Below are 17,993 nucleotides of genomic sequence, written 5' to 3' on the forward strand. Positions count from 1 at the left end.
TTCAGGTGGCGGGCCAGAGGCCGGCATCGGCAAGGATCGTCTCGAAGAGGGCGGCTGCGCGCAGCAGCATCGCGTCGCGCCCGGGCGCCGCGCCGATCTGCAACCCCACGGGCAGGCCACACGGCGCGCGCCCGCAGGGGATGGAAATCGCCGGCGCCCCGGCATGATTGTATTGCGGAGTGAAGGCCGCATGGTCGCGCGGCTGTGCGGGATGGCCGCCGATGGTCTCGGGGCCGAGCCGGTCATGCGGCCAGGCCAGAGCGGAGCTGGTGGCAGAGATCAGCAGGTCGTGCCGCGCAAGGAAGCCGCACAGGGTTTCCTTCATCTGATGGCTGTTCTCGAGGGCGTGGGCCACAACGACGCCGCTGAGCGCAAGCCCCGCCTCCAGCGTGCCCGCCAGATCGCGGGAATAGAGGCCCGGGTCCGCCCGCCAGCGCGCGCCATGGATCATGGCGAGGCCGGCCGTCTGGATCGGCATCACGCCCATCTGCGTCGCGCCCTCGGGCCAGAGGGGGGCCTCATCGGCCACCTCGAGCCCCGCCGCCCGCAGCGCCGCAACCGCCGCAGATACAGCCGCCGCCACGGCCCCGTCCATCGGCTGCGCGAGGCCCATGGTGGGCGCGAAGGCGATGCGCAGCGGCGCCTCCGGGGCCTCCTCCGCGCCTGCCAGCACCGAGAACATCAGCCGCGCATCGGCCACGTCGCGCGCGATCGGCGCCAGAACCGAAACGCCCCAGAACGGCTCGGTGAAGGTGGGGCCATAGGGGATCGCGTCCTGGCTGGGCTTGAACCCCACCACCCCCACATGCGCGGGCGGGCGCCGCGAGGAGCCCCCCGCATCCGTCCCGAGCGCGATCGGCGCCATCCCGGCCGCCACGGCCACCGTCGGCCCGCCGGAAGAGCCGCCGGGCGTCAGCCGCGGGTCCGCCGGATGCCGGGTCGCGCCATGAAGCTCGGTCGTGGTCACGCCGCGGCATGCAAGCTCGGAGCAGGTGCCGATGCCCAGCACCACCGCCCCTGCCCGGCGCAGCAGCGCCACCGCGCGCGCATCCTCAGGCGCTACGAAGCCCGCATAGGCGCGCGAGCCCTGAGTGATGGGCATGCCCCCCACCCAGATGTTGTCCTTGATCACCACCGGCACCCCGGCGAGCGGCAGATCTTCCTGCGGCAGCCGCGCGGCCACGGCGGCAGCCTCCGCGCGCACGGCCTCCGGATCCACATGGCACAGCGCATTCAGCGCCGGGTTACGCTCGGCCACGCGCGCCAGCGCCGCCTCCGCCACCTCCAGCGGCGAAAGCCCCGCCCGCACCCGCGCCGCAATCTCGCGCGCGCTCAGATCCATCAGGGTCATGCATGAGCCTCCAGCCAGCATTCCGCGATTTGCCGCCGGGTCGCGAACCATACGCCCGGACGGTCCATATGCGCCAAAAGCGCCTCCAGCCCGGAAATCCGGCCCGGCCGCCCGATGATACGCAGATGCAGCCCCACCGACAGCATCCGCGCCTGCCCCGCCCCCTCCGCCCAGAGCCGGTCGAAGGCGCCCGCGACATAGCGGGTGAAATCCTCGGCCTGCACGAAGCCGCCGCCCGGCGAAAAGCGCATGTCGTTGGTATCGAAGGCATAGGGCAGGATCACATGGCGCGTACCCGGCACAATACGCGGCATGTCGTCGTCATAGGCATCGGAATCGTACAGGAAGCCGCCATGCGCCTGCAGCAGCGCCCGGGTGGCTGGCGATGCGGCCGAGCGCGTGTGCCAGCCCACCGGCGCCACCCCGGCCACGCGGGCGATGGCGGCATGGGTGCGGGCGATAACCCCGGCCTCGAGGGCGCGGTCCATATTGGCGTGGCGCTCCCACCGCCAGCCGTGGCAGCTGATCTCATGGCCGCGCCCGGCGGCATCGGCGATCAGCCAGGGCAGGCGCTCGGCCGCCCGGCCGCAGGCGGAGAAGGTCGCGCAGACACCATGGCGGGCGAAGGCCTCCACGATCCGCGCATAGCCCCGCCGCGGCCCATAGGCGAAATGGGTCTCCATGCAGGGATCGGGCACGCCCGCGACCTCCTCGCGGATCTCGTAGACGGATTCGTTTGCGCCATCGCCATCGCCGATCGACAGCTCCGCCCCCTCTTCGACATTGACGACGAAGGAGACCGCCAGCCGCGCCCCGCCCGGCCAGCAGGGCGCCGCCTCGGAGCCGATGAAATTCCGCCGGTCCGTCATTGGATCATCCTGTTCAGGCCCACCGTGCGCGCACCAAAGACCAGCACCGCCACCGCGAGCAGGATCAGCGCGCTCGACAGTGCCGCGATGGAGGGATCCGGCTGCTCCTCCAGGATCTGCAGCATCTTGATCGGCAGGGTCTTGTTGCGGGCATCGGTGAGGAAGATGGAAATCGGGTAATTGTCCATCGAGGCGAGGAAGGCGAACAGCCCCCCGGTGAGATAGGCCGGCGCGAGGTTCGGGATCAGCACCTTCAGCACCGCGCGCGGATAGCTGAGCCCGAGCGTGCGCGCCGCATCGATCATGGAGAAATCGAACGCCCCCAACGCCGCCAGCAGCGTGCGCAGGATGAAGGGCAGCGTGATCACCACATGGGCGAGCAGCAGGCTGCCATAGGCATCGCGCAGGCCCATGTCGCGGAAGAACTGCAGCATCGCCACGCCCAGCACCAGCCCCGGCATCATCAAGGGCGAAACGGCGAAGGTGGCAATCGCCGCCTTGCCACGGAAATTGCCGCGCGCGACGCCGATGGCCGCGGCCGTGCCCAGCACAAGGGACACCACCGTGGACACCAGTGCGAGATTGAGCGACAGGCCCACCGCCTCGATCAGCCCGGTCTTGCGCCCGAGCGCCAGATACCAGCGCAAGGACCAGTCCGGCGGCGGCAGCGTATAGACCGGGGAGCCCGAGAACGAGACCACCAGCGTGATCGCGATCGGCAGCAGGAGGAACAGGACACAGAACAGGCCCATGCCCCAGGCGAACAGGCGGAAGAAGCGATCGGTCCCGGTCATGCCCTGCCCCCCAGACGGCTGGCGAGCCAGCTGCTGCCCAGCACCACCGCGATTGCGATCATCAACAGCACGGCCGAGAGCGTCGAGCCCAGGGTTTCATTGCGCAGGTACAGGAACGAGCGCGCGACCAGCATCGGCAGCGTCTGTTGCGTTTCGCCCAGGATCAGGCTCGGGATCACATACATGGATATCGCCATGGAAAACACGAAGGCCGCCCCCGCCACCAGCCCCGGCAGGGTGAGCGGCAGATCGACGTGGAAGAACCGGTAGAGCGGCCCGGCCCCAAGGCTCGCCGCTGCATCGGGCAGGCTCGGGTTCTGCTGGCGCAGCACCGAATAGATCGGGAGCACCATGAACGGCAGGAACACATTCGCCGCCCCGACCACCAGCGCGGATTCCGTGAACAGCATCCGCACTGGCGCATCGACGATACCGAGGCCCATCATGGTCTGGTTCACGATGCCATTGCTGCGGAACAGGATCGACCAGGCAAACGCCTTCACCACCACGCCGAGCGACATCGGCAGCACCAGCGCCACCAGGAACAGCGTGAGCCAGCCCCCCTGCGCGCGCCGCATCGCGACCGCGGTCGGCCAGGCGATGAAGAGCGCCAGCGCCGTCACCAGCGCGGCGACGCGGAGCGTGCGCGCCAGCACCTCGATCTGAAACGGATCGGCGAAGAAGGCCGCATAGGCCGCGAGCGACAGCCCCTCCGGCCCGCGCAGGCTCTTGGCCAGCAGCAGCACCAGAGGCAGCGCATAGACCACCGCCAGAACGGCCAGCGCCGGCACAACCAGAAGCCCGATGCGATCACGGCTCATGGCTCGCCTCATAGACCAGCGTATCCTCGACCGGCCAGCACAGCGCCACCTCCGCGCCGCGCGCGAAGCCCGCGCGGATGCCGGGCAGCTCGCACATGAGCCGCTCGCCGGGCGCCGCGCGGCCATGCAGCACCGTCTTGGCGCCCAGCACCGCGACATCCTCCAGCGTGACGGGGATCCGGTTGCCGCCCGGCACCGGATCGAGCCCGACGAGCTCGGGCCGGACGCCCACCAGAACCTCGGCCCCGACCGGCACCCGGGCCCGCGCGGAGAGCTCCCCGAGCCGGGTCGCGATGCGCACCCGGCCGCCCTCCGCGGCCAGCACCTTGCCCGCAAGCCGCGTGGACAGCCCGACGAAATCCATCACGAAGGGCGATGCAGGCCGGGAATAGAGCATGGAGGGATCGGCGAACTGCTCGATCCGGCCGGCATTCATCACCGCGATCCGGTCCGAGACCGCCATCGCCTCCTCCTGGTCGTGGGTGACGAAAATCGCGGTGATGCCACGGTCGCGCAGCAGCGATTTCAGCTCCACCTGCATCGTCTCGCGCAGCTTGCGGTCGAGCGCGGAAAAGGGCTCGTCGAGCAGCAGCAGGTCTGGCTGCACCACCAGCGCCCGCGCCACCGCCACGCGCTGCTGCTGCCCGCCCGAAAGCCGGGCCACCGGCCGGTCGGCGAAGGCCTCCATCCGCACCAGCGCCAGCGCCTCGCGCACCGGCGCCGCCGTTTCCGCCCGCCCCCGCCCCCGGGCGCGCAGCCCGAAGGCCACGTTTTCCGCCACGCTCAAATGCGGGAACAGCGCGTAGTTCTGAAACACGACCGAGACATTGCGCCGGTGCGGCGGCAGCGCCGTGATGTTGCGCCCCGACAGGATCACCGAGCCCTGATCGGCCGTCATCAGCCCGGCGATGATGCGCAGCAAGGTGGTCTTGCCGCAGCCCGAAGGGCCGAGGAGCGAGACGAGCTCGCCCCGCGCCATCCGGAAGTTCATCTGGTCCATCACGGTCACGCCGCGAAAGGCCTTCTGCACTGCCACCACGTCCAGGTAGCGGCTGTCGCCATAGCTCGTCTCGGTCGCGGGCTGCATCACACCGCCATCAGCTTGTCGAAGCGGTCGTTCCAGGCCTTGCGGTTCTTCGCGACGAAGGCCCAGTCCGGCGAATGCACCGCGACGCCCTCGGGCACGCCCGCCGCCACCTTCACCGCCGTGTTCGCCGCCAGAGACTGGGTGAATTCGGCCAGCGTCGTCTGCAGGTCTGCGCCGAGCATCTCGTTCACATAAGCTGCCGCCAGCTCCGGGTTCGGCCCGCCCTTCACGAGGCAGATGCCGGAGGGCATCGCGAAGATCCCTTCCTTCGGCGCCGCCAGATCGACGGGCACGCCCTCGGCCTTGCGCGGCAGCGTATAGGAGGAGAAGTTGCCTGCGAGCATGGTGATCTCGCCCTGCTCCAGCAGGTTGAACGCCTGGCTCATCACCGAATAGGCGGTCAGCACGTTGGGCTTCAGCGCCGCGAGCTTCTCGAAGGCGGCATCGACCTCGTATTGCGCCTCGGCGAAGGGCTTGCCCGTCGCCAGCATCGCCGCCGCGAACAGGGTCCACATGCCTTCGGTGTTCTGCAGCGAGGGCACGATCACCTTGCCCTTCGCCTCCGGCGCCCAGAGGTCTTCCCAGGAGGCCACGCCCTTGCGCAGATCGGAATTATACGCAACCCCCGCCCAGGGCTGCACATAATTGGCCCACATCCCCTCCATATGCACCGCATCCGGCCGCAGCGCGCCGAGGTTCGGCACCAAGGCCCGGCTCATCTGCGTGAGCAGCCCCTCCTCCACCGCCTGGATCATCACCGGGTCATCCATCTGCACCACGGAGAGGTAGGGCTTGTCGCGGTTCGACGCCATCTTCTCCAGGTTCACCGAGGATTTGGTCCCCTCGAAGATAACCTCGGCCCCGATCGCCTTCTTCATATGCGGAACGACGATCTGCTCCATCCAGGCGGTGTGGCTGCCCGCGCAGCCAACGACCAGCTCCTGCGTGCCGGCAGCACGCAGGATCGAGGGCATGGCAAGGGCGGAGGCGGCCAGAGCGGAGCTTTGCAGCAGGCAGCGGCGGGTCAGCAAACGGGTCATCGGGTCCTCTCGGCTCTGATTTCGGGCGCGCGGTTCAGCGTGCAGCAAAATGGCATTCCATTTGACATGTCCTAGACCAAAGGGCAGCAATGGCAACGACGGCGCGGCCGTCCGCGCCAGAAATTCCACAACGCGCAAATAATGGGCGCAAAACATGCGCCCATGCTGAAGAGGAGACCTCTGTGACTATACAAATGGCATTCCATTTTAAGAACCTGCGCCTGCTGACCGGCGATTCGGATCTGTCCGCGCCCACGAGCCTGTCGGTGCGCGGCGGCCGGATCGAGCGGATTGGCGATCTGGGCATGCCACCCGAGGGAACAGAGGTCATCGATGCGCGCGGGGCGCTCTGCCTGCCCGGGATGGTGAACACGCACAACCATTCGCCGCTGATGATCGTGCGCGGCATGGTCGAGGACCTGGGCTTCGCGCCCGCCTATACGCCGGGGGTGCCGCAGGGGCACTGGCTGTCCGGGGAGGAGACGCTGGCGCTGGCGCGGCTTGGGGTGATGGAGATGCTGATGGCTGGCGCCACGACGATTGTGGACTACTACCGCAAGCCCGATGCGCTGGCGCGTGCCGCAGCCGAGCTCGGGCCGCGGGCGCTGATCGGGGGCCGGGTGATGGATGCCGATACTGCGGCGCTGGCCGAGGGGCGCTTCGTGCACGATCCGGCGCTTGGCGAGACCACGCTGCGCGATGCGCTGGATCTGATCGCGCACTGGGAGGGCAAGGCGGGAGGGCGGATCTCGACCATCCTCGCGCCGCACGCGCCCGACACCTGCTCGCGTGGGATGCTGCGCACTTTTGCCCGGCTGGCAGAGGAGACCGGGAAGCAGGTTCACACTCATCTGGCCCAGTCCCGCATGGAAGTCGCGCAGATTCAGGCGCGAGAGGGCATGAGCCCCGTCCAGCTGCTAGAGGATGTGGGGCTGCTGAACGCGGATCTGATCGCCGCGCATTGCATCTTCCTGAGCGACGACGACATCGCCCGGATGGGCCGCAACAAGGTCGTCGTCGCCCATGCCCCGATCGGCAATGCGAGCTTCGGCGCAGCCGCGCCGATCCTGGCGCTGGAGGCCGCGGGCGCCCGGATCACGCTCTGCACCGACACGAAATCCGCCGATATGTTCGAGGCGATGCGCACCGCCATTGCTTCGGCGCGCCGCCGCGCGGAGATGGAATTTGTGCTGGGTGCGCGGCAGGTCTTCGGCTGGGGCACGGCCGCCGGGGCGGATGCCCTGCGCGGGCACGGCGCCAGCGGCCGCATCGCGGAGGGCGGGCCTGCGGATTTCATCCTGCTCGACCCGGATGCGCCGAACCTGCGCCCGGCGATCGACGGCTATGGCATCATCGTCCACTCCGGATCGGCGGCCAATGTGCGGACGGTGGTCTGCGACGGCGAGATCCTGGTGCGCGACGGGCGCCCGACAAGGGCGGACCCGGCCGAAGTCATCGCCGAGGCGCAGCGGGTGGCCGAGCGGCTCTGGGCGCGCGCCCGGGCCTAGCTCAGGGCCTGCCCTCGTCGCGAAGCACCGCGGCGAGGGTCTCGCCGGTATGGCGCAGATGCGTGGCCCAGATCGCCGCGGCGGCATCCGCATCGCGCGCGCGCAGGGCCTGCATCAGGATCTCGTGCTCCTCCACCGATTGCGCCCACCGCGAGGGGCTCATGATCGCCATGAACCGGCCCCTGCGCGCCATCAGCATCGTGCGCTGGTGGTGCCCCACCAGAACCGGATTGCCGCAGGACGCAACGATCAGATCATGCGCGGCCGAATTCGCCTCGAAATAGGGCTCGATCTGCGAGCGCCGATAATGGAACAGGATGCGGTCATGCAGCCCCTCCAGACGCTCCATCACGCCGGCATCCGCCTCGGTGGCCAGCCGCCGCGCCGCTAGCCCTTCAAGCACACCGATCACCTGGAACAGGTGCAGCGCCTCCTCCGCCGTGAGGCCGGTGACCTGCGCGCCCTTGTTGCGGGAAATGCGGATCAGCCCGTCCGCCTCCAGCAGCTTCAGAGCCTCGCGCACCGGCGTGCGCGAGACCGCGAGCTCGGCCGAAACGCGGCGCTCGACGATCCGGTCCCCCGCACGGATCTGCCCGTGCACGATCCGGTCACGCAGCACCTGCGCGACATGAAGCGCCGCCGCATGGGCATCCGCCGCAGCGGGCGTTACGGGATCGAGTTCACTCAAGGCACACCTGACCATAGATGGCATTCCATTCAAGGATAGAGCCGATCCGCAGCGCGCCGTCAACGGCGGCGTTCATCGGGCGCAGTGCCCGGGCAGCGGGTGCAGATATAAAGAAACCCGGCCGAAGGGCCGGGCTTCCAGATCTCAGCAGCACCTTGGGCTCAGTGCAGGCGCGCCTTCACCTCGGCGATGGCGGCGTCGATGGTCTTGCCCTTCTCCGAAGCGCTCAGCTGCTTCGCCAGGACTTCGCCTGCCGCCGCAACCGCAACCTGAACCGCCTGATCCTTGACCGCCTTGACGGCCTGGGATTCGGCCGAAGCAATCTGATCTTCCGCAGCCTTCAGGCGGCGTGCGATCGAGGTCTGCAGATCGGCCTTCGCCTGATCGGCCGCCGCCTGCGCATCGCGCTTGGCCGCGGTGACGATGGCATCCGCCTGCGCCTGGACTTCACGGGCCTTGCGCTCATAGGTGGCCAGGATCGACTGGGCCTCCTCACGCAGCGCGCGCGCTTCGTCCAGATCCGACTTGATCCCCGCAGCGCGCTTGTCCAGCAGGCCGGAAATCTTCGCCGGAACCTTCGCCCACAGCACGATCGCAACGAACACCAGGAAGGCGATCAGCACGACGAAATCGGTGTTGTGCAGCGAGAAGAACGGCCCCGAAGCAGCCAGCGCCGGATGGGCGGCAAGGATCAGCAGAAGCGAAAGTTTCTTCATGTCCTTACCCCTTCACCCGCGCACCGACCGCAGCGGCGACAACCTCGGCATCAACCTTGCCACCGAGGGCGGCAACGATGGCTTCGGCGGTATCCTTCGCGACGGCTTCCACCGCAGCAACCGCGCCGGCCCGGATCTCGGCGATCTTCGCCTCGGACTCCGCGGCGCGCTTGGAGATTTCGGCATCGGCCTTGGCGGTCGCAGCGTCGAGGTCTTTCTGGATCTCGGCGCGGGTCTCGCCCACGATCTTCTGCGCCTGGGCGCGCGCGTCGGCCAGCGCCTTTTCATAGGCGGCCTCGGCGTCTTTCGCCTTCAGCTTGTAGTCCTCCGCGGCGGCGATATCGCCCGCGATGGTGCCCTGACGTTCCGACAGGATCGCCGCGATGCGCGGCAGCGCGATGCGCGACAGCACCAGATAGATCACGACCAAGGCGACCAGAAGCCAGAAGATCTGGTTCGGGAAGGTCGAGATATCCAGTTGCGGCATCCCGGCGCCCGACGCTGCGTGGGCTCCCTCGACCGCTTGGTGTGTTTGTTCCATATCGTCCCCCTGGACCCTCATAACACCGGATGGGCCCTACAGGACCCATCCGACGGAAAGGTAGTGATCAGGGATCAGACTGCGAACAGCAGCAGCAGCGCGACGAGGAACGCGAAGATGCCCAGAGCTTCGGCGAAGGCCATGCCGATGAACAACGTGGCGGTCTGGCCGGCGGCGGCCGACGGGTTGCGCAGGGCGCCGTTCAGGAAGTTGCCCGCGACGTTGCCCACCCCGATGGCGGCGCCCGCCATGCCGATGCAGGCCAGGCCCGCGCCGAGGTATTGACCGAATTCGGAGATGCTGCCTTCCATTTGGATGCTCCTTAAGGATTGAAAGGGTTACAAGGGTTTCTCGGATCCGGCCCTCAGTGGGCCGGATGCAGCGCGTCCTTCAGATAGACGCAGGTGAGAATGGTGAAGACGTAGGCCTGCACGACCGCCACGATGATCTCGAGGCCATACATGGCGGTGATCGCCAGGACCGAGAGCGGGGTGACGATCACGCCGACGAAGGACATCAGGATCAGCGGCGCGAAGGCGGCGAAGACCTTGATCACCGCGTGGCCCGCCATCATGTTGCCAGCCAAACGAATGGAGTGGCTGACCGGGCGCACGAAGTAGGAGATGATCTCGATCACCGCGAGCACCGGGCGCAGCGCCAGCGGCGCCGATTTGACCCAGAACAGCTCGAGGAAATGCGCGCCGTTCTTCACGAAGCCGATCACCGTGACCGAGACGAAGACCAGAACCGCCAGCACCGCAGTGACGGCGATATGCGAGGTCGGCGTGAAGGCTTTCGGCAGCAGGCCGAGGATGTTCGAGCACAGGATGAACAGGAACACGGTCAGGATATAGGGGAAGAACTTCAGCCCGTCCTTGCCCGCCACGTCCTCGACCATCTTGTGGACGAAACCGTAGATCAGCTCGGCCAGGGACTGGCCCTTGCTCGGCACGATCGACCGGCGCGCGGAGCCCACGACCATCAGCAGGATGATCGCGACGATACCGATCGCCATCCACAGGGTCACGTTGGTGATCGTGTACCAGTGGATCGGGCCCTCGCCAAACAACGGTTTGACGGTGAACTGATCCATCGGGTGGAACGCAAGACCTTCGCCGCTCTCAGCCACGTTTATCTTCCCTCTTCATCGGCCGCCCCGGAAGCGGCCCTCGCCTTGTTCATTTCGGCGGCCGTGCGCATCATCACGCGCACCCCCGCCACCAGGCCCAGGATCGTGAACACCAGCATCAGCCAGGGCTGCGTGCCCAGAAGCACATCGAGCCCGTATCCGATACCGAAGCCGATCCCCAGCCCCGAAACCATTTCGATCACCATCCGCCATGCCATATCGGCCTGACGGAACCGGTCATCGGCTGCGGGCTTCGGCGCCTCGGCCCTGCGCCTTGCGGCGAGCTTCTCCTCCAGCGCTTTCAGGCGCTCGGGATCCGGCTCGTCCGTCGGACGTTCGGCCATGACAACCACCCCCGCGACAACTCTTGCGCTTGATAGTCGTCACGGCCGCGTGAGTCAATTCCGTTAGCGCCCGCAGAAAACGCCATAACCCATTGAAACAGCCATATTTCCGAATTTCGCGCGCAGCCGCGGCGGGGCCTGCGCCGGATTCGGGGCGGTTTCGCATATTCAACCGGAAGGTTGACGTTTTCCGCCCCGCCCCGCATCACTGAGGCCATGACATCCGCGCCCTCCCCTCTCGACACGATCTTCTCGGCCCTGGCCGACCCGACCCGCCGGGCGATCCTGACGATGCTGCTGGAGGATGACATGGCCGTCACCGATGTGGCGGAGCCCTTCGCGATGTCGCTGGCGGCGATCTCGAAGCACCTGCAGATCCTGGCGGAAGCGGGGCTGATCGCCCAGGAAAAACGCGGCCGGGTGAAATGGTGCAAGCTGGAGCCGCAGGCGATGGCGGGCGCGATCACCTGGATCCAGAGCTTCGGCCTGCTGGAGCCACTGGACCTCGATGCCTTCGAGCGCTTCCTGGAGCAGGAATTGCAAGGCCCCGCCGAAGCGGGGCCTATGGAGGATCAGATGTCCATCGCCGTGCGCGGCGAGAACTGATAGGTCCAGGTCTCGGTCAGCGGCACGCCATCCATCGCCATATACATGCGCAGCTCGGCGGTCTCGTCCGCGCCGATCTCGATGTCGAAATTCGCGCGCCAGACGTTGCCGTTGGGCACCGGCTCGGAGAAGACCCGGCTGATCGTGCCGGCGCTGGAGGTGACCACCACCTCCGGGAACACGCCCCACGGGATCCGCTGCATCACCGTCGGCCGGTCGAATTCGACGCCGAAGTGATACACCCCCGGCGGCCGCGGCAGGCCCGGCGTACCGCCGCGCCCGATCCGGGTCGCGATGGTCTGGGCGATGTTCTCGGCCGGATGCGGCTCTGTGTTCTGCCAGTAGAGCCGGTAGTGCAGGTCGTAGCGGCTGCCCGCGGTGGCCGGCGCCTCCGGCACCCAGAAGGCGCCGATATTGTCGTGGATCTCGTCGTCGGTCGGGATTTCCAGCAGCTGCACGGTGCCGCGGCCGAAGGGCGCGATCGGCTCGACCCAGAGGCTCGGGCGGCGGTCGTACATGACGCCATCGAGGAAGTGGTCGAAGTTGCGGTCGCGCTGCAGCAGGCCGAAGCCGCGCGGGTTCTCGTCGGTGAAGGCCGAAACGCGGGTGAAGGCCGGGTTGTTCAGCGGGCGCCAGATCCGCTCGCCGGAGCCGGTCCACATCGCGAGGCCGTCGGAATCGTGCACTTCCGGGCGCCAGTCCGACAGCCGCAGCTTGCCATATTCGCCGAACCAGAACATCGAGGTCAGCGGCGTCAGGCCGAGCCGGGCCACATCCTTGCGCAGGAACACCGAAGCCTCGATCTCCATCTGCACGCCGCCCGAGCGGTCGAGCCCGCGGATCATGTGGAAGCGGTAGGCGCCGGTGGCGCTCGGGCTGTCCAGCACCGCACAGATCACCACCGGCGCGTTCGGATCGGTGGCTTCCTGAATGTAGAAATCGGTGAAATCGGGGAATTCCTCCGGCCCGTTCGGGTCGGCGGCATTGAGCGAGAGCCCGCGGGCCGAAAGCCCATACTGCCCCGCCGCACCGATGGCGCGGAAATAGGAGGCGCCGAGGAAGGCCACCCAGTCCTGCCGCGGCCAGTCGGCCTCCGTGTACCATTCCTGCAGGCGGAAGCCCGCGAAGCCCGCATCCGGCGGCAGCTGCCGCGCCGGGCTGTCTTCGGGCATCTCGAAGAATTCGGTGCTGTAGGGGATTTCCGTCGCCTGGCCGTTCACCACGCTGTGCATCCGCACGCGCTTGGTGAAATACTGGCCCAGGTGGAAGAACTCCAGCGGATAGCCCGCCGGCAGCCCGGACCCGGCCTGGCCCGCAAACAGCGCCTTATCGGGGCGGAACTTCAGCTTGCCATGCTGGGTGTAATCGATCTGCTTCGTCACCTCCGGCATCGGCTGATAGGGCGGCACATAGGCCGTTGCCGCACGCTGCTGCGCATCCTGCACCAGCGCTTCGTAGCTGAAGGGAACGGGGGCGGTCTGTGCCGTCAGACGGACCGGAAGGAGCATCGCGCCCGCAATCGCGGTGGCTCCCTGCAGAAGGGCTCTCCTGCTCAACATGAAGGGACTCTCCATTACCGGGACCACCCCGGCCTCGATCCCTCCATATGCGCGAACGCGGGCCTTGAAAACGGGGATTCTGCGAGTGCGGGCAGAGTGTTGCCGCAGATGCATGGGTTTGGGCGGATTGAGTCCCACCGGCCACACCCACACCCCTGCATCTGGTATGTGGATAATTGTGCTACCCAAGCCATCGGTGCCTCCCTATAGTCTCGTCGCAAACGGGGCGTAAGACCCCATATCCGGCGGAAAATTTGGAGAGGGATCGCGATGCGCTGCCCATTTTGCGGCAATGTCGATACGCAGGTGAAGGACAGCCGTCCGGCAGAGGATCACGTGGCCATCCGGCGCAGGCGCTTCTGCCCGGCCTGCGGCGGGCGCTTCACCACCTATGAGCGGGTGCAGCTGCGCGACCTGGTGGTGGTGAAATCCTCCGGCAAGCGCGAGGATTTCGACCGCGCCAAGCTGGAACGCTCGATCCGCATCGCCATGCAGAAACGCCCGATCGAACCCGAGCGGATCGACCAGATGATTTCCGGCATCGTGCGGCGGCTGGAAAGCCTCGGCGAGACCGACATCCCCTCGCGCACCATCGGCGAGATCGTGATGGAAACCCTGGCCCGGATCGATACCGTCGCCTATGTGCGCTTCGCCAGCGTCTACAAGAACTTCCAGGCCGCGGGCGATTTCGACAAATTCGTCTCCGAGCTGCGCCCCCATACCGGGGAAAGCGAGTGAGCGAGGCCGACCGGCGCTACATGGCGCTGGCGCTTTCGCTGGCGTCGCGGGGGCTGGGGAATGTCTGGCCCAATCCGGCAGTGGGCTGCGTGATCGTGAATGAAGGGCGCATCGTCGGCCGTGGCTGGACCCAGCCGGGCGGGCGCCCCCATGCCGAGCGCCGCGCGCTGGATCAGGCGGGCGCGGCTGCGGCAGGCGCCACCGCCTATGTGACGCTGGAGCCCTGTGCCCATCACGGGCAGACCCCGCCCTGCTCCGAAGCGCTGATCGCGGCCGGGGTGGCGCGGGTGGTCTCGGCCCATGAGGACCCGGACCCGCGGGTGGCCGGGCGCGGCCATGCGCTGCTGCGGGCGGCGGGCGGCACGGTGGAGACCGGGGTGATGGAGGCCGAGGCGCGGGCGCTGCAGGCCGGGTTCCTGAGCCGGATCACGCGCGCCCGGCCTTGGGTCGCACTGAAGCTCGCCACCAGTTTCGATGGCCGCATCGCGCTCGGCAATGGCGAGAGCCAGTGGATAACCTCGCCCGAGGCGCGGGTGCGGGTCCATGCCCTGCGCGCGCGCTTTGATGCGGTCTTGGTGGGCGGCGGCACCGCACGGGCCGATGACCCCCTGCTCACCGTGCGCAGCTTCGCCCCGCTGCGGCCGCCGGTACGGGTGGTGGCGGCGGCGCATCTGGGCCTGCCGCATGGGCGGCTGGCGGCATCGGTGCCGGAGGCTCCGCTATGGCTGCTGCACGGGCCACATGCGCCCGAAACCGAGCGCGCCTATTGGCGCGATCTCGGCGCAGAGGTGATCGAAGTGCCCGAGCGCGAAAACCAGCTCGACCCGGAGGCGATGCTGACGTCCCTCAGTGCGCGCGGGCTGACCCGGGTGTTCTGCGAGGGGGGCGGCGTGTTCGGGGCGGCGCTGCTCCGCGCGGGGCTCGTCGATGAGCTGATAGGCTTCACCGCCGGCGTGGCGCTTGGCGGCGATGGCCGGGCGGCGCTCGGCCCGCTGCGGCTCGAGCATCTGGCCGATGCGCCCCGCTTCACGCTGCAATCGGTGGAAACCCTCGGCGGCGATATCCTGCACCGGTGGCGCCGCTAGCGCCACAGATGCGCCCGGCTGGCCATGAGCCCCTGCAGCCGCGCCAGCACCCGGTTCTCGCGCGGCAGGCCGCCCCGGATCAGCCGCTCCACCACCACTTCGGGCGGGCAGGCCCGCCCCGACAGCGGATCCAGATACCGCGGATAGGCGATCAGGACCGCATGGGCCAGATGCAGCAGATCCGGCCGCGCGCATCGCCGCGCGGGCACCGCGCCCAGATCCCGCGTGAGGCCCCAGCCCGCATAGAACGGCGCGCCGGTGACGGTGACGGGGATGCCGCGCAGCAGCGCCTCGAAGCCGAGAAGCGATGTCATCGTCCAGACCTCGTCCACCGCATCGAGAAGCGCCGCAGGATCTGCCCCATCCAGCACCGCATCGGCATGGCGCAGCGCCTCGCCCCGCGGCACCGCGCCCGGGCGCAAGCCAGCCTCCACATCCGGGTGAGGTTTGAAAAAGATAATTGCTTCGGGATTTTTGGCGCGAACGAGGCGCAGCAAAGACAGGTTTGTACAAGTCTCGCCGCCACCAAGGCGCAGCGAAGCGTCATCCTCGACCTGCCCGGGCACCAGGATCCGATGGCCCAGTGGCAGCTCCGGCACCGCGCCGCCGAGATTGTACTTCGAGAGCCCCCCGGCCCGGATCGCCGCGATCAGCCGCTGCGCCCGCGCCCGCCCGCCGGGCGGCAACGGCGCCGCGATCAGCCGCTCCAGCTCCGATGGGCGCGTCGAATCGTAATAGATGCCCAGCCCGTCCACGACCAGCGACAGCGGCGGCACCAGCGCCGCGCCAAGCCCGCGCGAGCGCAGAAACCCGTCCTCGACATGCAATGCCTCCCCCGCCCCGCCCCAGACCATATACCCGCGCCCGGAACGCGCCGCCACGCGCGCCGCCCGCGACGGCGGCTCGACGAAACGCACCGGCCGCTCGGTGCCGAAAAACCTCTGCAGGTGCCGCCGCTTCCAGAGCCGCATGCCGGAGGCGACATGCCCGGCCCGGTCCTGCCGCCAAGCCCGCACCTCGGCCTCCAGCTGATCCACGGCGTCTTCAAAACTGCAGGCGCGCGCGCGGCAAGGATCATACCAGCTCGGGGCCAGCAGATGGCTCGCTGCGAACAGCTGCGCCGCACTGCGCGGCAGGCGGCGCGGGACCGGCACGGCATCGGTGCTGAGCCCCCATCCGGCATAGAACGGCGTTCCGAACACATGCGGCCGATGCCCCGCCAGGATCGCCTCATAGCCCAGCTGTGACGACACAGTATAGACCGCGATCGCCCCCTCCAGCAGCCGCCAGGGCGATACCGCCCCCGCGCAGATTTCGGTACGGGCATCGCACTGCGCCCTGCCGAAATGGCCTGCGCGCAGGCCTGCCTGAGTCTCCGGATGGGTTTTGATCACGATCCGCGCATCGGGATGGGCGCGCCGCGCGGCGGCAAGCATCGCCGCGAACAGCCCCGGATCCGGCGCGGAGGCATCGCCGCGGACCTGATCCACCACCAGAACATAGCCGGGCGCAGGCGGTGCTTCGTGGTGAATGTTGTATTTTGACAGATCGAGCGCGACCAGCCGCGCGATTCCGTCCTGCGCGCGTTCGATAAGTGCAGGCTCATGCACAGCCTCCAGCGCCAGTGTCTCGATCAGCGAAGGGGCCGAAGCGTCGTAATGAAGCCCCACAGGATCAATCAGCAGGCCGAGCGGCCCCCGGGCGCGCCGGTCTCGCCCCGGATGGACGGAGCGCAGGAACGCATCCTCCACCCGCACGATGCCCGCGCCCGTCCGCCGGGCCACAGCCTCGCCGCGCCAGGCGCGCCCGCCCCGCCCCCAGACCGCCACACGATCTTCTGGCCCCGGCAGGCCGAGCGCCAGCGCCCAGCCCGAGGCCTCCAGGATCCGCCGCACATCGCGGCGCAGAAACCCCGCGGTATACGGATACAGCCGGGGCCGCCCGGCCATCAGCCGCCGGAGGCCAGGCTGTCGACCGAATTTGCCGTGGTGACCGGGGCCGCCAGCGCCGAAAGGCTCTTTTGCCACTGCACATAGGGCGCTTCGGTGACATAGATCGTATCATCGTCGCGGATCAGGAAATACCGCGCGACGAACATTCCATCGGGCTCGGTCAGGTTCAGCACATAGGCGATACGCTGATCGCCGCTGAGGTCGCTCCGCCCCAGAACGGCATTGGCGATGGCCGCGGTTTCGTTACGATACACGAAAACGCCGGTCGGATCCGCCAGATTGGTCTGCAGCCCGCCCACCGATGCCAGCGCCTCCAGCGCCGAGAGGCTCTGCGTCTCGAAGGGCACGCGCGCCTGCGCCCCGGTGGCACCAAGCGCGGTGAAGGCGCGGGTGTCTTTCTCGACCAGGATCACGTCTCCGGGACGCAGTGCGATATCGAGCTTCGGGTTCTTGTACAGGTCCTTCAGCCAGACCGTGCCGGTGCGGCTGCCGCGGGTCACGGTCACCTTCGCCACCTCGGGCTTGATCTTGACCCCGCCCGCCCGCGCGATCATCGCAGACAGGGTCCGGGTCGGGCGCTCGATCGCATAGACCCCCTGCGCCGCGATCTCGCCCATGATGGAGACGGTCGCGCCATCGCCCGGTGCGCGGGCCACCGCGACCTGCGGATTGGGCGTCTGGCTCGCGAGCTTTTCGGTGATGATGCCGCGCAGGGCCTCGGGCGTGTTGCCCGCCGCCTTGATCCGCCCGGCATAGGGAATGAAGATGTTGCCATTGCCATCCACCTGCACTTCGGTGAGCTGCGTCGGCGTGCCCTTCTGGCTCATCACACCCTGTTCGACGTTCTCCCAGATGGTCAGCGTCAGCGTATCGCCGGCGCTGATCGTATCCGAGCCCATGACGCCGGTTCCGGTAAATCCGAGCCGAAGCCGAGCGCAGGTTGCTGCGCCGCAAGCCGCGCGACCCGGGCATCCACCGGCACCACGAAGGCATTGCCGCCCTGCTCGACCGCCCCCGCAAAAATCTCGCTCCGGCGCGGGCCCGAGCGCGGCAGGCTGCAGCCGGGCATCAGCAGTGCGGCGCTCAGGCCGAAGACCACGGATCGGCGGGAGGAGAATACGGTCACTGCGCGGGCCCCATGCTGGACGCCCGCGAAGGGCGATCG

18 protein-coding genes and 1 pseudogene are annotated in these 17,993 nt (G+C 68.3%); 4 read left to right on the plus strand and 15 right to left on the minus strand.

Annotated features, from left to right (window positions below; translation table 11 throughout):
• Position 1: 1 nt before the first annotated feature.
• From ACOMG5_RS08325 to ACOMG5_RS08350, 6 genes are read right to left on the minus strand one after another with little or no spacing between them, the layout of a single operon-like run.
• Positions 2–1,351 (minus strand): amidase, encoded by a 1,350-nt coding sequence (locus ACOMG5_RS08325; RefSeq protein WP_420343332.1) that lies wholly within the window; start codon positions 1,349–1,351, stop codon positions 2–4.
• A complete protein-coding gene (locus ACOMG5_RS08330; RefSeq protein WP_420343333.1) occupies positions 1,348–2,220 on the minus strand; it encodes a polysaccharide deacetylase family protein in 873 nt (290 codons plus the stop codon). The genes ACOMG5_RS08325 and ACOMG5_RS08330 overlap by 4 nt, the downstream gene beginning before the upstream one ends.
• The gene (locus ACOMG5_RS08335) at positions 2,217–3,014 is read right to left on the minus strand and encodes an ABC transporter permease (RefSeq protein WP_420343334.1); all 798 of its coding nucleotides are present in this window, start codon (positions 3,012–3,014) and stop codon (positions 2,217–2,219) included. Before ACOMG5_RS08335 ends, ACOMG5_RS08330 begins: the two co-directional genes overlap by 4 nt.
• On the minus strand, positions 3,011–3,835 hold the full coding sequence (locus ACOMG5_RS08340; protein ID WP_420343335.1) for an ABC transporter permease: 825 nt from the start codon (positions 3,833–3,835) through the stop codon (positions 3,011–3,013). Before ACOMG5_RS08340 ends, ACOMG5_RS08335 begins: the two co-directional genes overlap by 4 nt.
• Positions 3,825–4,922 carry an ABC transporter ATP-binding protein gene (locus ACOMG5_RS08345; protein ID WP_420343336.1) on the minus strand — a complete coding sequence of 366 codons (1,098 nt, stop codon included), beginning with the start codon at positions 4,920–4,922 and terminating at the stop codon, positions 3,825–3,827. The genes ACOMG5_RS08340 and ACOMG5_RS08345 overlap by 11 nt, the downstream gene beginning before the upstream one ends.
• Positions 4,922–5,962 (minus strand): extracellular solute-binding protein, encoded by a 1,041-nt coding sequence (locus ACOMG5_RS08350; protein WP_420343337.1) that lies wholly within the window; start codon positions 5,960–5,962, stop codon positions 4,922–4,924. The genes ACOMG5_RS08345 and ACOMG5_RS08350 overlap by 1 nt, the downstream gene beginning before the upstream one ends.
• Before the next feature lie 194 nt (positions 5,963–6,156).
• Between ACOMG5_RS08350 and ACOMG5_RS08355 the strand changes: the two genes are divergently transcribed.
• The gene (locus ACOMG5_RS08355; protein ID WP_420343338.1) at positions 6,157–7,470 is read left to right on the plus strand and encodes an amidohydrolase family protein; all 1,314 of its coding nucleotides are present in this window, start codon (positions 6,157–6,159) and stop codon (positions 7,468–7,470) included.
• Position 7,471: 1 nt separating this feature from the next.
• On the opposite strand, the gene ACOMG5_RS08360 is transcribed toward ACOMG5_RS08355, so the two are convergent.
• The 6 genes from ACOMG5_RS08360 to ACOMG5_RS08385 all read right to left on the minus strand — a co-directional run bounded on the left by ACOMG5_RS08360 (position 7,472) and on the right by ACOMG5_RS08385 (position 10,888).
• Positions 7,472–8,158: a GntR family transcriptional regulator gene (locus ACOMG5_RS08360; RefSeq protein WP_420343339.1), complete on the minus strand. Its 687-nt coding sequence runs from the start codon at positions 8,156–8,158 to the stop codon at positions 7,472–7,474.
• Positions 8,159–8,319: 161 nt separating this feature from the next.
• On the minus strand, positions 8,320–8,874 hold the full coding sequence (locus tag ACOMG5_RS08365) for a F0F1 ATP synthase subunit B (protein WP_420343340.1): 555 nt from the start codon (positions 8,872–8,874) through the stop codon (positions 8,320–8,322).
• Positions 8,875–8,878: 4 nt separating this feature from the next.
• Positions 8,879–9,415 carry a F0F1 ATP synthase subunit B' gene (locus tag ACOMG5_RS08370; RefSeq protein ID WP_420343341.1) on the minus strand — a complete coding sequence of 179 codons (537 nt, stop codon included), beginning with the start codon at positions 9,413–9,415 and terminating at the stop codon, positions 8,879–8,881.
• Between the two features lie 74 nt (positions 9,416–9,489).
• A complete protein-coding gene (locus ACOMG5_RS08375) occupies positions 9,490–9,726 on the minus strand; it encodes a F0F1 ATP synthase subunit C (protein WP_420343342.1) in 237 nt (78 codons plus the stop codon).
• A gap of 53 nt (positions 9,727–9,779) precedes the next feature.
• On the minus strand, positions 9,780–10,544 hold the full coding sequence (locus tag ACOMG5_RS08380; protein WP_420343343.1) for a F0F1 ATP synthase subunit A: 765 nt from the start codon (positions 10,542–10,544) through the stop codon (positions 9,780–9,782).
• A gap of 2 nt (positions 10,545–10,546) precedes the next feature.
• Positions 10,547–10,888: an AtpZ/AtpI family protein gene (locus ACOMG5_RS08385; protein ID WP_420343344.1), complete on the minus strand. Its 342-nt coding sequence runs from the start codon at positions 10,886–10,888 to the stop codon at positions 10,547–10,549.
• A gap of 216 nt (positions 10,889–11,104) precedes the next feature.
• Between ACOMG5_RS08385 and ACOMG5_RS08390 the strand changes: the two genes are divergently transcribed.
• Complete coding sequence (locus tag ACOMG5_RS08390; RefSeq protein ID WP_420343345.1) at positions 11,105–11,494, plus strand: ArsR/SmtB family transcription factor; 390 nt, start codon at positions 11,105–11,107, stop codon at positions 11,492–11,494.
• Here ACOMG5_RS08390 and ACOMG5_RS08395 read toward each other — a convergent pair.
• The gene (locus ACOMG5_RS08395) at positions 11,461–13,002 is read right to left on the minus strand and encodes a glucan biosynthesis protein (protein WP_420343346.1); all 1,542 of its coding nucleotides are present in this window, start codon (positions 13,000–13,002) and stop codon (positions 11,461–11,463) included. The genes ACOMG5_RS08390 and ACOMG5_RS08395 overlap by 34 nt on opposite strands.
• Positions 13,003–13,323: 321 nt before the next feature.
• Between ACOMG5_RS08395 and nrdR the strand changes: the two genes are divergently transcribed.
• Both nrdR and ribD read left to right on the plus strand, forming a co-directional pair.
• The gene (gene nrdR / locus ACOMG5_RS08400) at positions 13,324–13,791 is read left to right on the plus strand and encodes a transcriptional regulator NrdR (RefSeq protein ID WP_420343347.1); all 468 of its coding nucleotides are present in this window, start codon (positions 13,324–13,326) and stop codon (positions 13,789–13,791) included.
• On the plus strand, positions 13,788–14,876 hold the full coding sequence (ribD, locus tag ACOMG5_RS08405; RefSeq protein ID WP_420343348.1) for a bifunctional diaminohydroxyphosphoribosylaminopyrimidine deaminase/5-amino-6-(5-phosphoribosylamino)uracil reductase RibD: 1,089 nt from the start codon (positions 13,788–13,790) through the stop codon (positions 14,874–14,876). The genes nrdR and ribD overlap by 4 nt, the downstream gene beginning before the upstream one ends.
• On the opposite strand, the gene ACOMG5_RS08410 is transcribed toward ribD, so the two are convergent.
• Together ACOMG5_RS08410 and ACOMG5_RS08415 are read right to left on the minus strand one after the other, a co-directional pair.
• Positions 14,873–16,825 carry a capsular polysaccharide biosynthesis protein gene (locus ACOMG5_RS08410; RefSeq protein WP_420343349.1) on the minus strand — a complete coding sequence of 651 codons (1,953 nt, stop codon included), beginning with the start codon at positions 16,823–16,825 and terminating at the stop codon, positions 14,873–14,875. The genes ribD and ACOMG5_RS08410 overlap by 4 nt on opposite strands.
• Positions 16,825–17,897, minus strand: a pseudogene (locus ACOMG5_RS08415) (polysaccharide biosynthesis/export family protein). Before ACOMG5_RS08415 ends, ACOMG5_RS08410 begins: the two are co-directional and overlap by 1 nt.
• Positions 17,898–17,993: the final 96 nt, after the last annotated feature.

The organism is Paenirhodobacter sp., from assembly GCF_041916475.1.
Taxonomy (GTDB): Bacteria; Pseudomonadota; Alphaproteobacteria; order Rhodobacterales; family Rhodobacteraceae; genus Rhodobacter.

Bases quoted from the DNA above. Each gene is read 5' to 3' on its own strand.
- ACOMG5_RS08330 (WP_420343333.1), bottom strand. From the start codon at position 2,220: ATGACGGACCGGCGGAATTTCATCGGCTCCGAGGCGGCGCCCTGCTGG.
- ACOMG5_RS08410 (WP_420343349.1), bottom strand. From the start codon at position 16,825: ATGGCCGGGCGGCCCCGGCTGTATCCGTATACCGCGGGGTTTCTGCGC.
- ACOMG5_RS08340 (WP_420343335.1), bottom strand. From the start codon at position 3,835: ATGAGCCGTGATCGCATCGGGCTTCTGGTTGTGCCGGCGCTGGCCGTT.
- ACOMG5_RS08370 (WP_420343341.1), bottom strand. From the start codon at position 9,415: ATGGAACAAACACACCAAGCGGTCGAGGGAGCCCACGCAGCGTCGGGC.
- ACOMG5_RS08395 (WP_420343346.1), bottom strand. From the start codon at position 13,002: ATGCTCCTTCCGGTCCGTCTGACGGCACAGACCGCCCCCGTTCCCTTC.
- ACOMG5_RS08335 (WP_420343334.1), bottom strand. From the start codon at position 3,014: ATGACCGGGACCGATCGCTTCTTCCGCCTGTTCGCCTGGGGCATGGGC.
- ACOMG5_RS08390 (WP_420343345.1), top strand. From the start codon at position 11,105: ATGACATCCGCGCCCTCCCCTCTCGACACGATCTTCTCGGCCCTGGCC.
- ACOMG5_RS08345 (WP_420343336.1), bottom strand. From the start codon at position 4,922: ATGCAGCCCGCGACCGAGACGAGCTATGGCGACAGCCGCTACCTGGAC.
- ACOMG5_RS08365 (WP_420343340.1), bottom strand. From the start codon at position 8,874: ATGAAGAAACTTTCGCTTCTGCTGATCCTTGCCGCCCATCCGGCGCTG.
- ACOMG5_RS08325 (WP_420343332.1), bottom strand. From the start codon at position 1,351: ATGACCCTGATGGATCTGAGCGCGCGCGAGATTGCGGCGCGGGTGCGG.
- ACOMG5_RS08385 (WP_420343344.1), bottom strand. From the start codon at position 10,888: ATGGCCGAACGTCCGACGGACGAGCCGGATCCCGAGCGCCTGAAAGCG.
- ACOMG5_RS08350 (WP_420343337.1), bottom strand. From the start codon at position 5,962: ATGACCCGTTTGCTGACCCGCCGCTGCCTGCTGCAAAGCTCCGCTCTG.
- nrdR (WP_420343347.1), top strand. From the start codon at position 13,324: ATGCGCTGCCCATTTTGCGGCAATGTCGATACGCAGGTGAAGGACAGC.
- ACOMG5_RS08375 (WP_420343342.1), bottom strand. From the start codon at position 9,726: ATGGAAGGCAGCATCTCCGAATTCGGTCAATACCTCGGCGCGGGCCTG.
- ACOMG5_RS08355 (WP_420343338.1), top strand. From the start codon at position 6,157: ATGGCATTCCATTTTAAGAACCTGCGCCTGCTGACCGGCGATTCGGAT.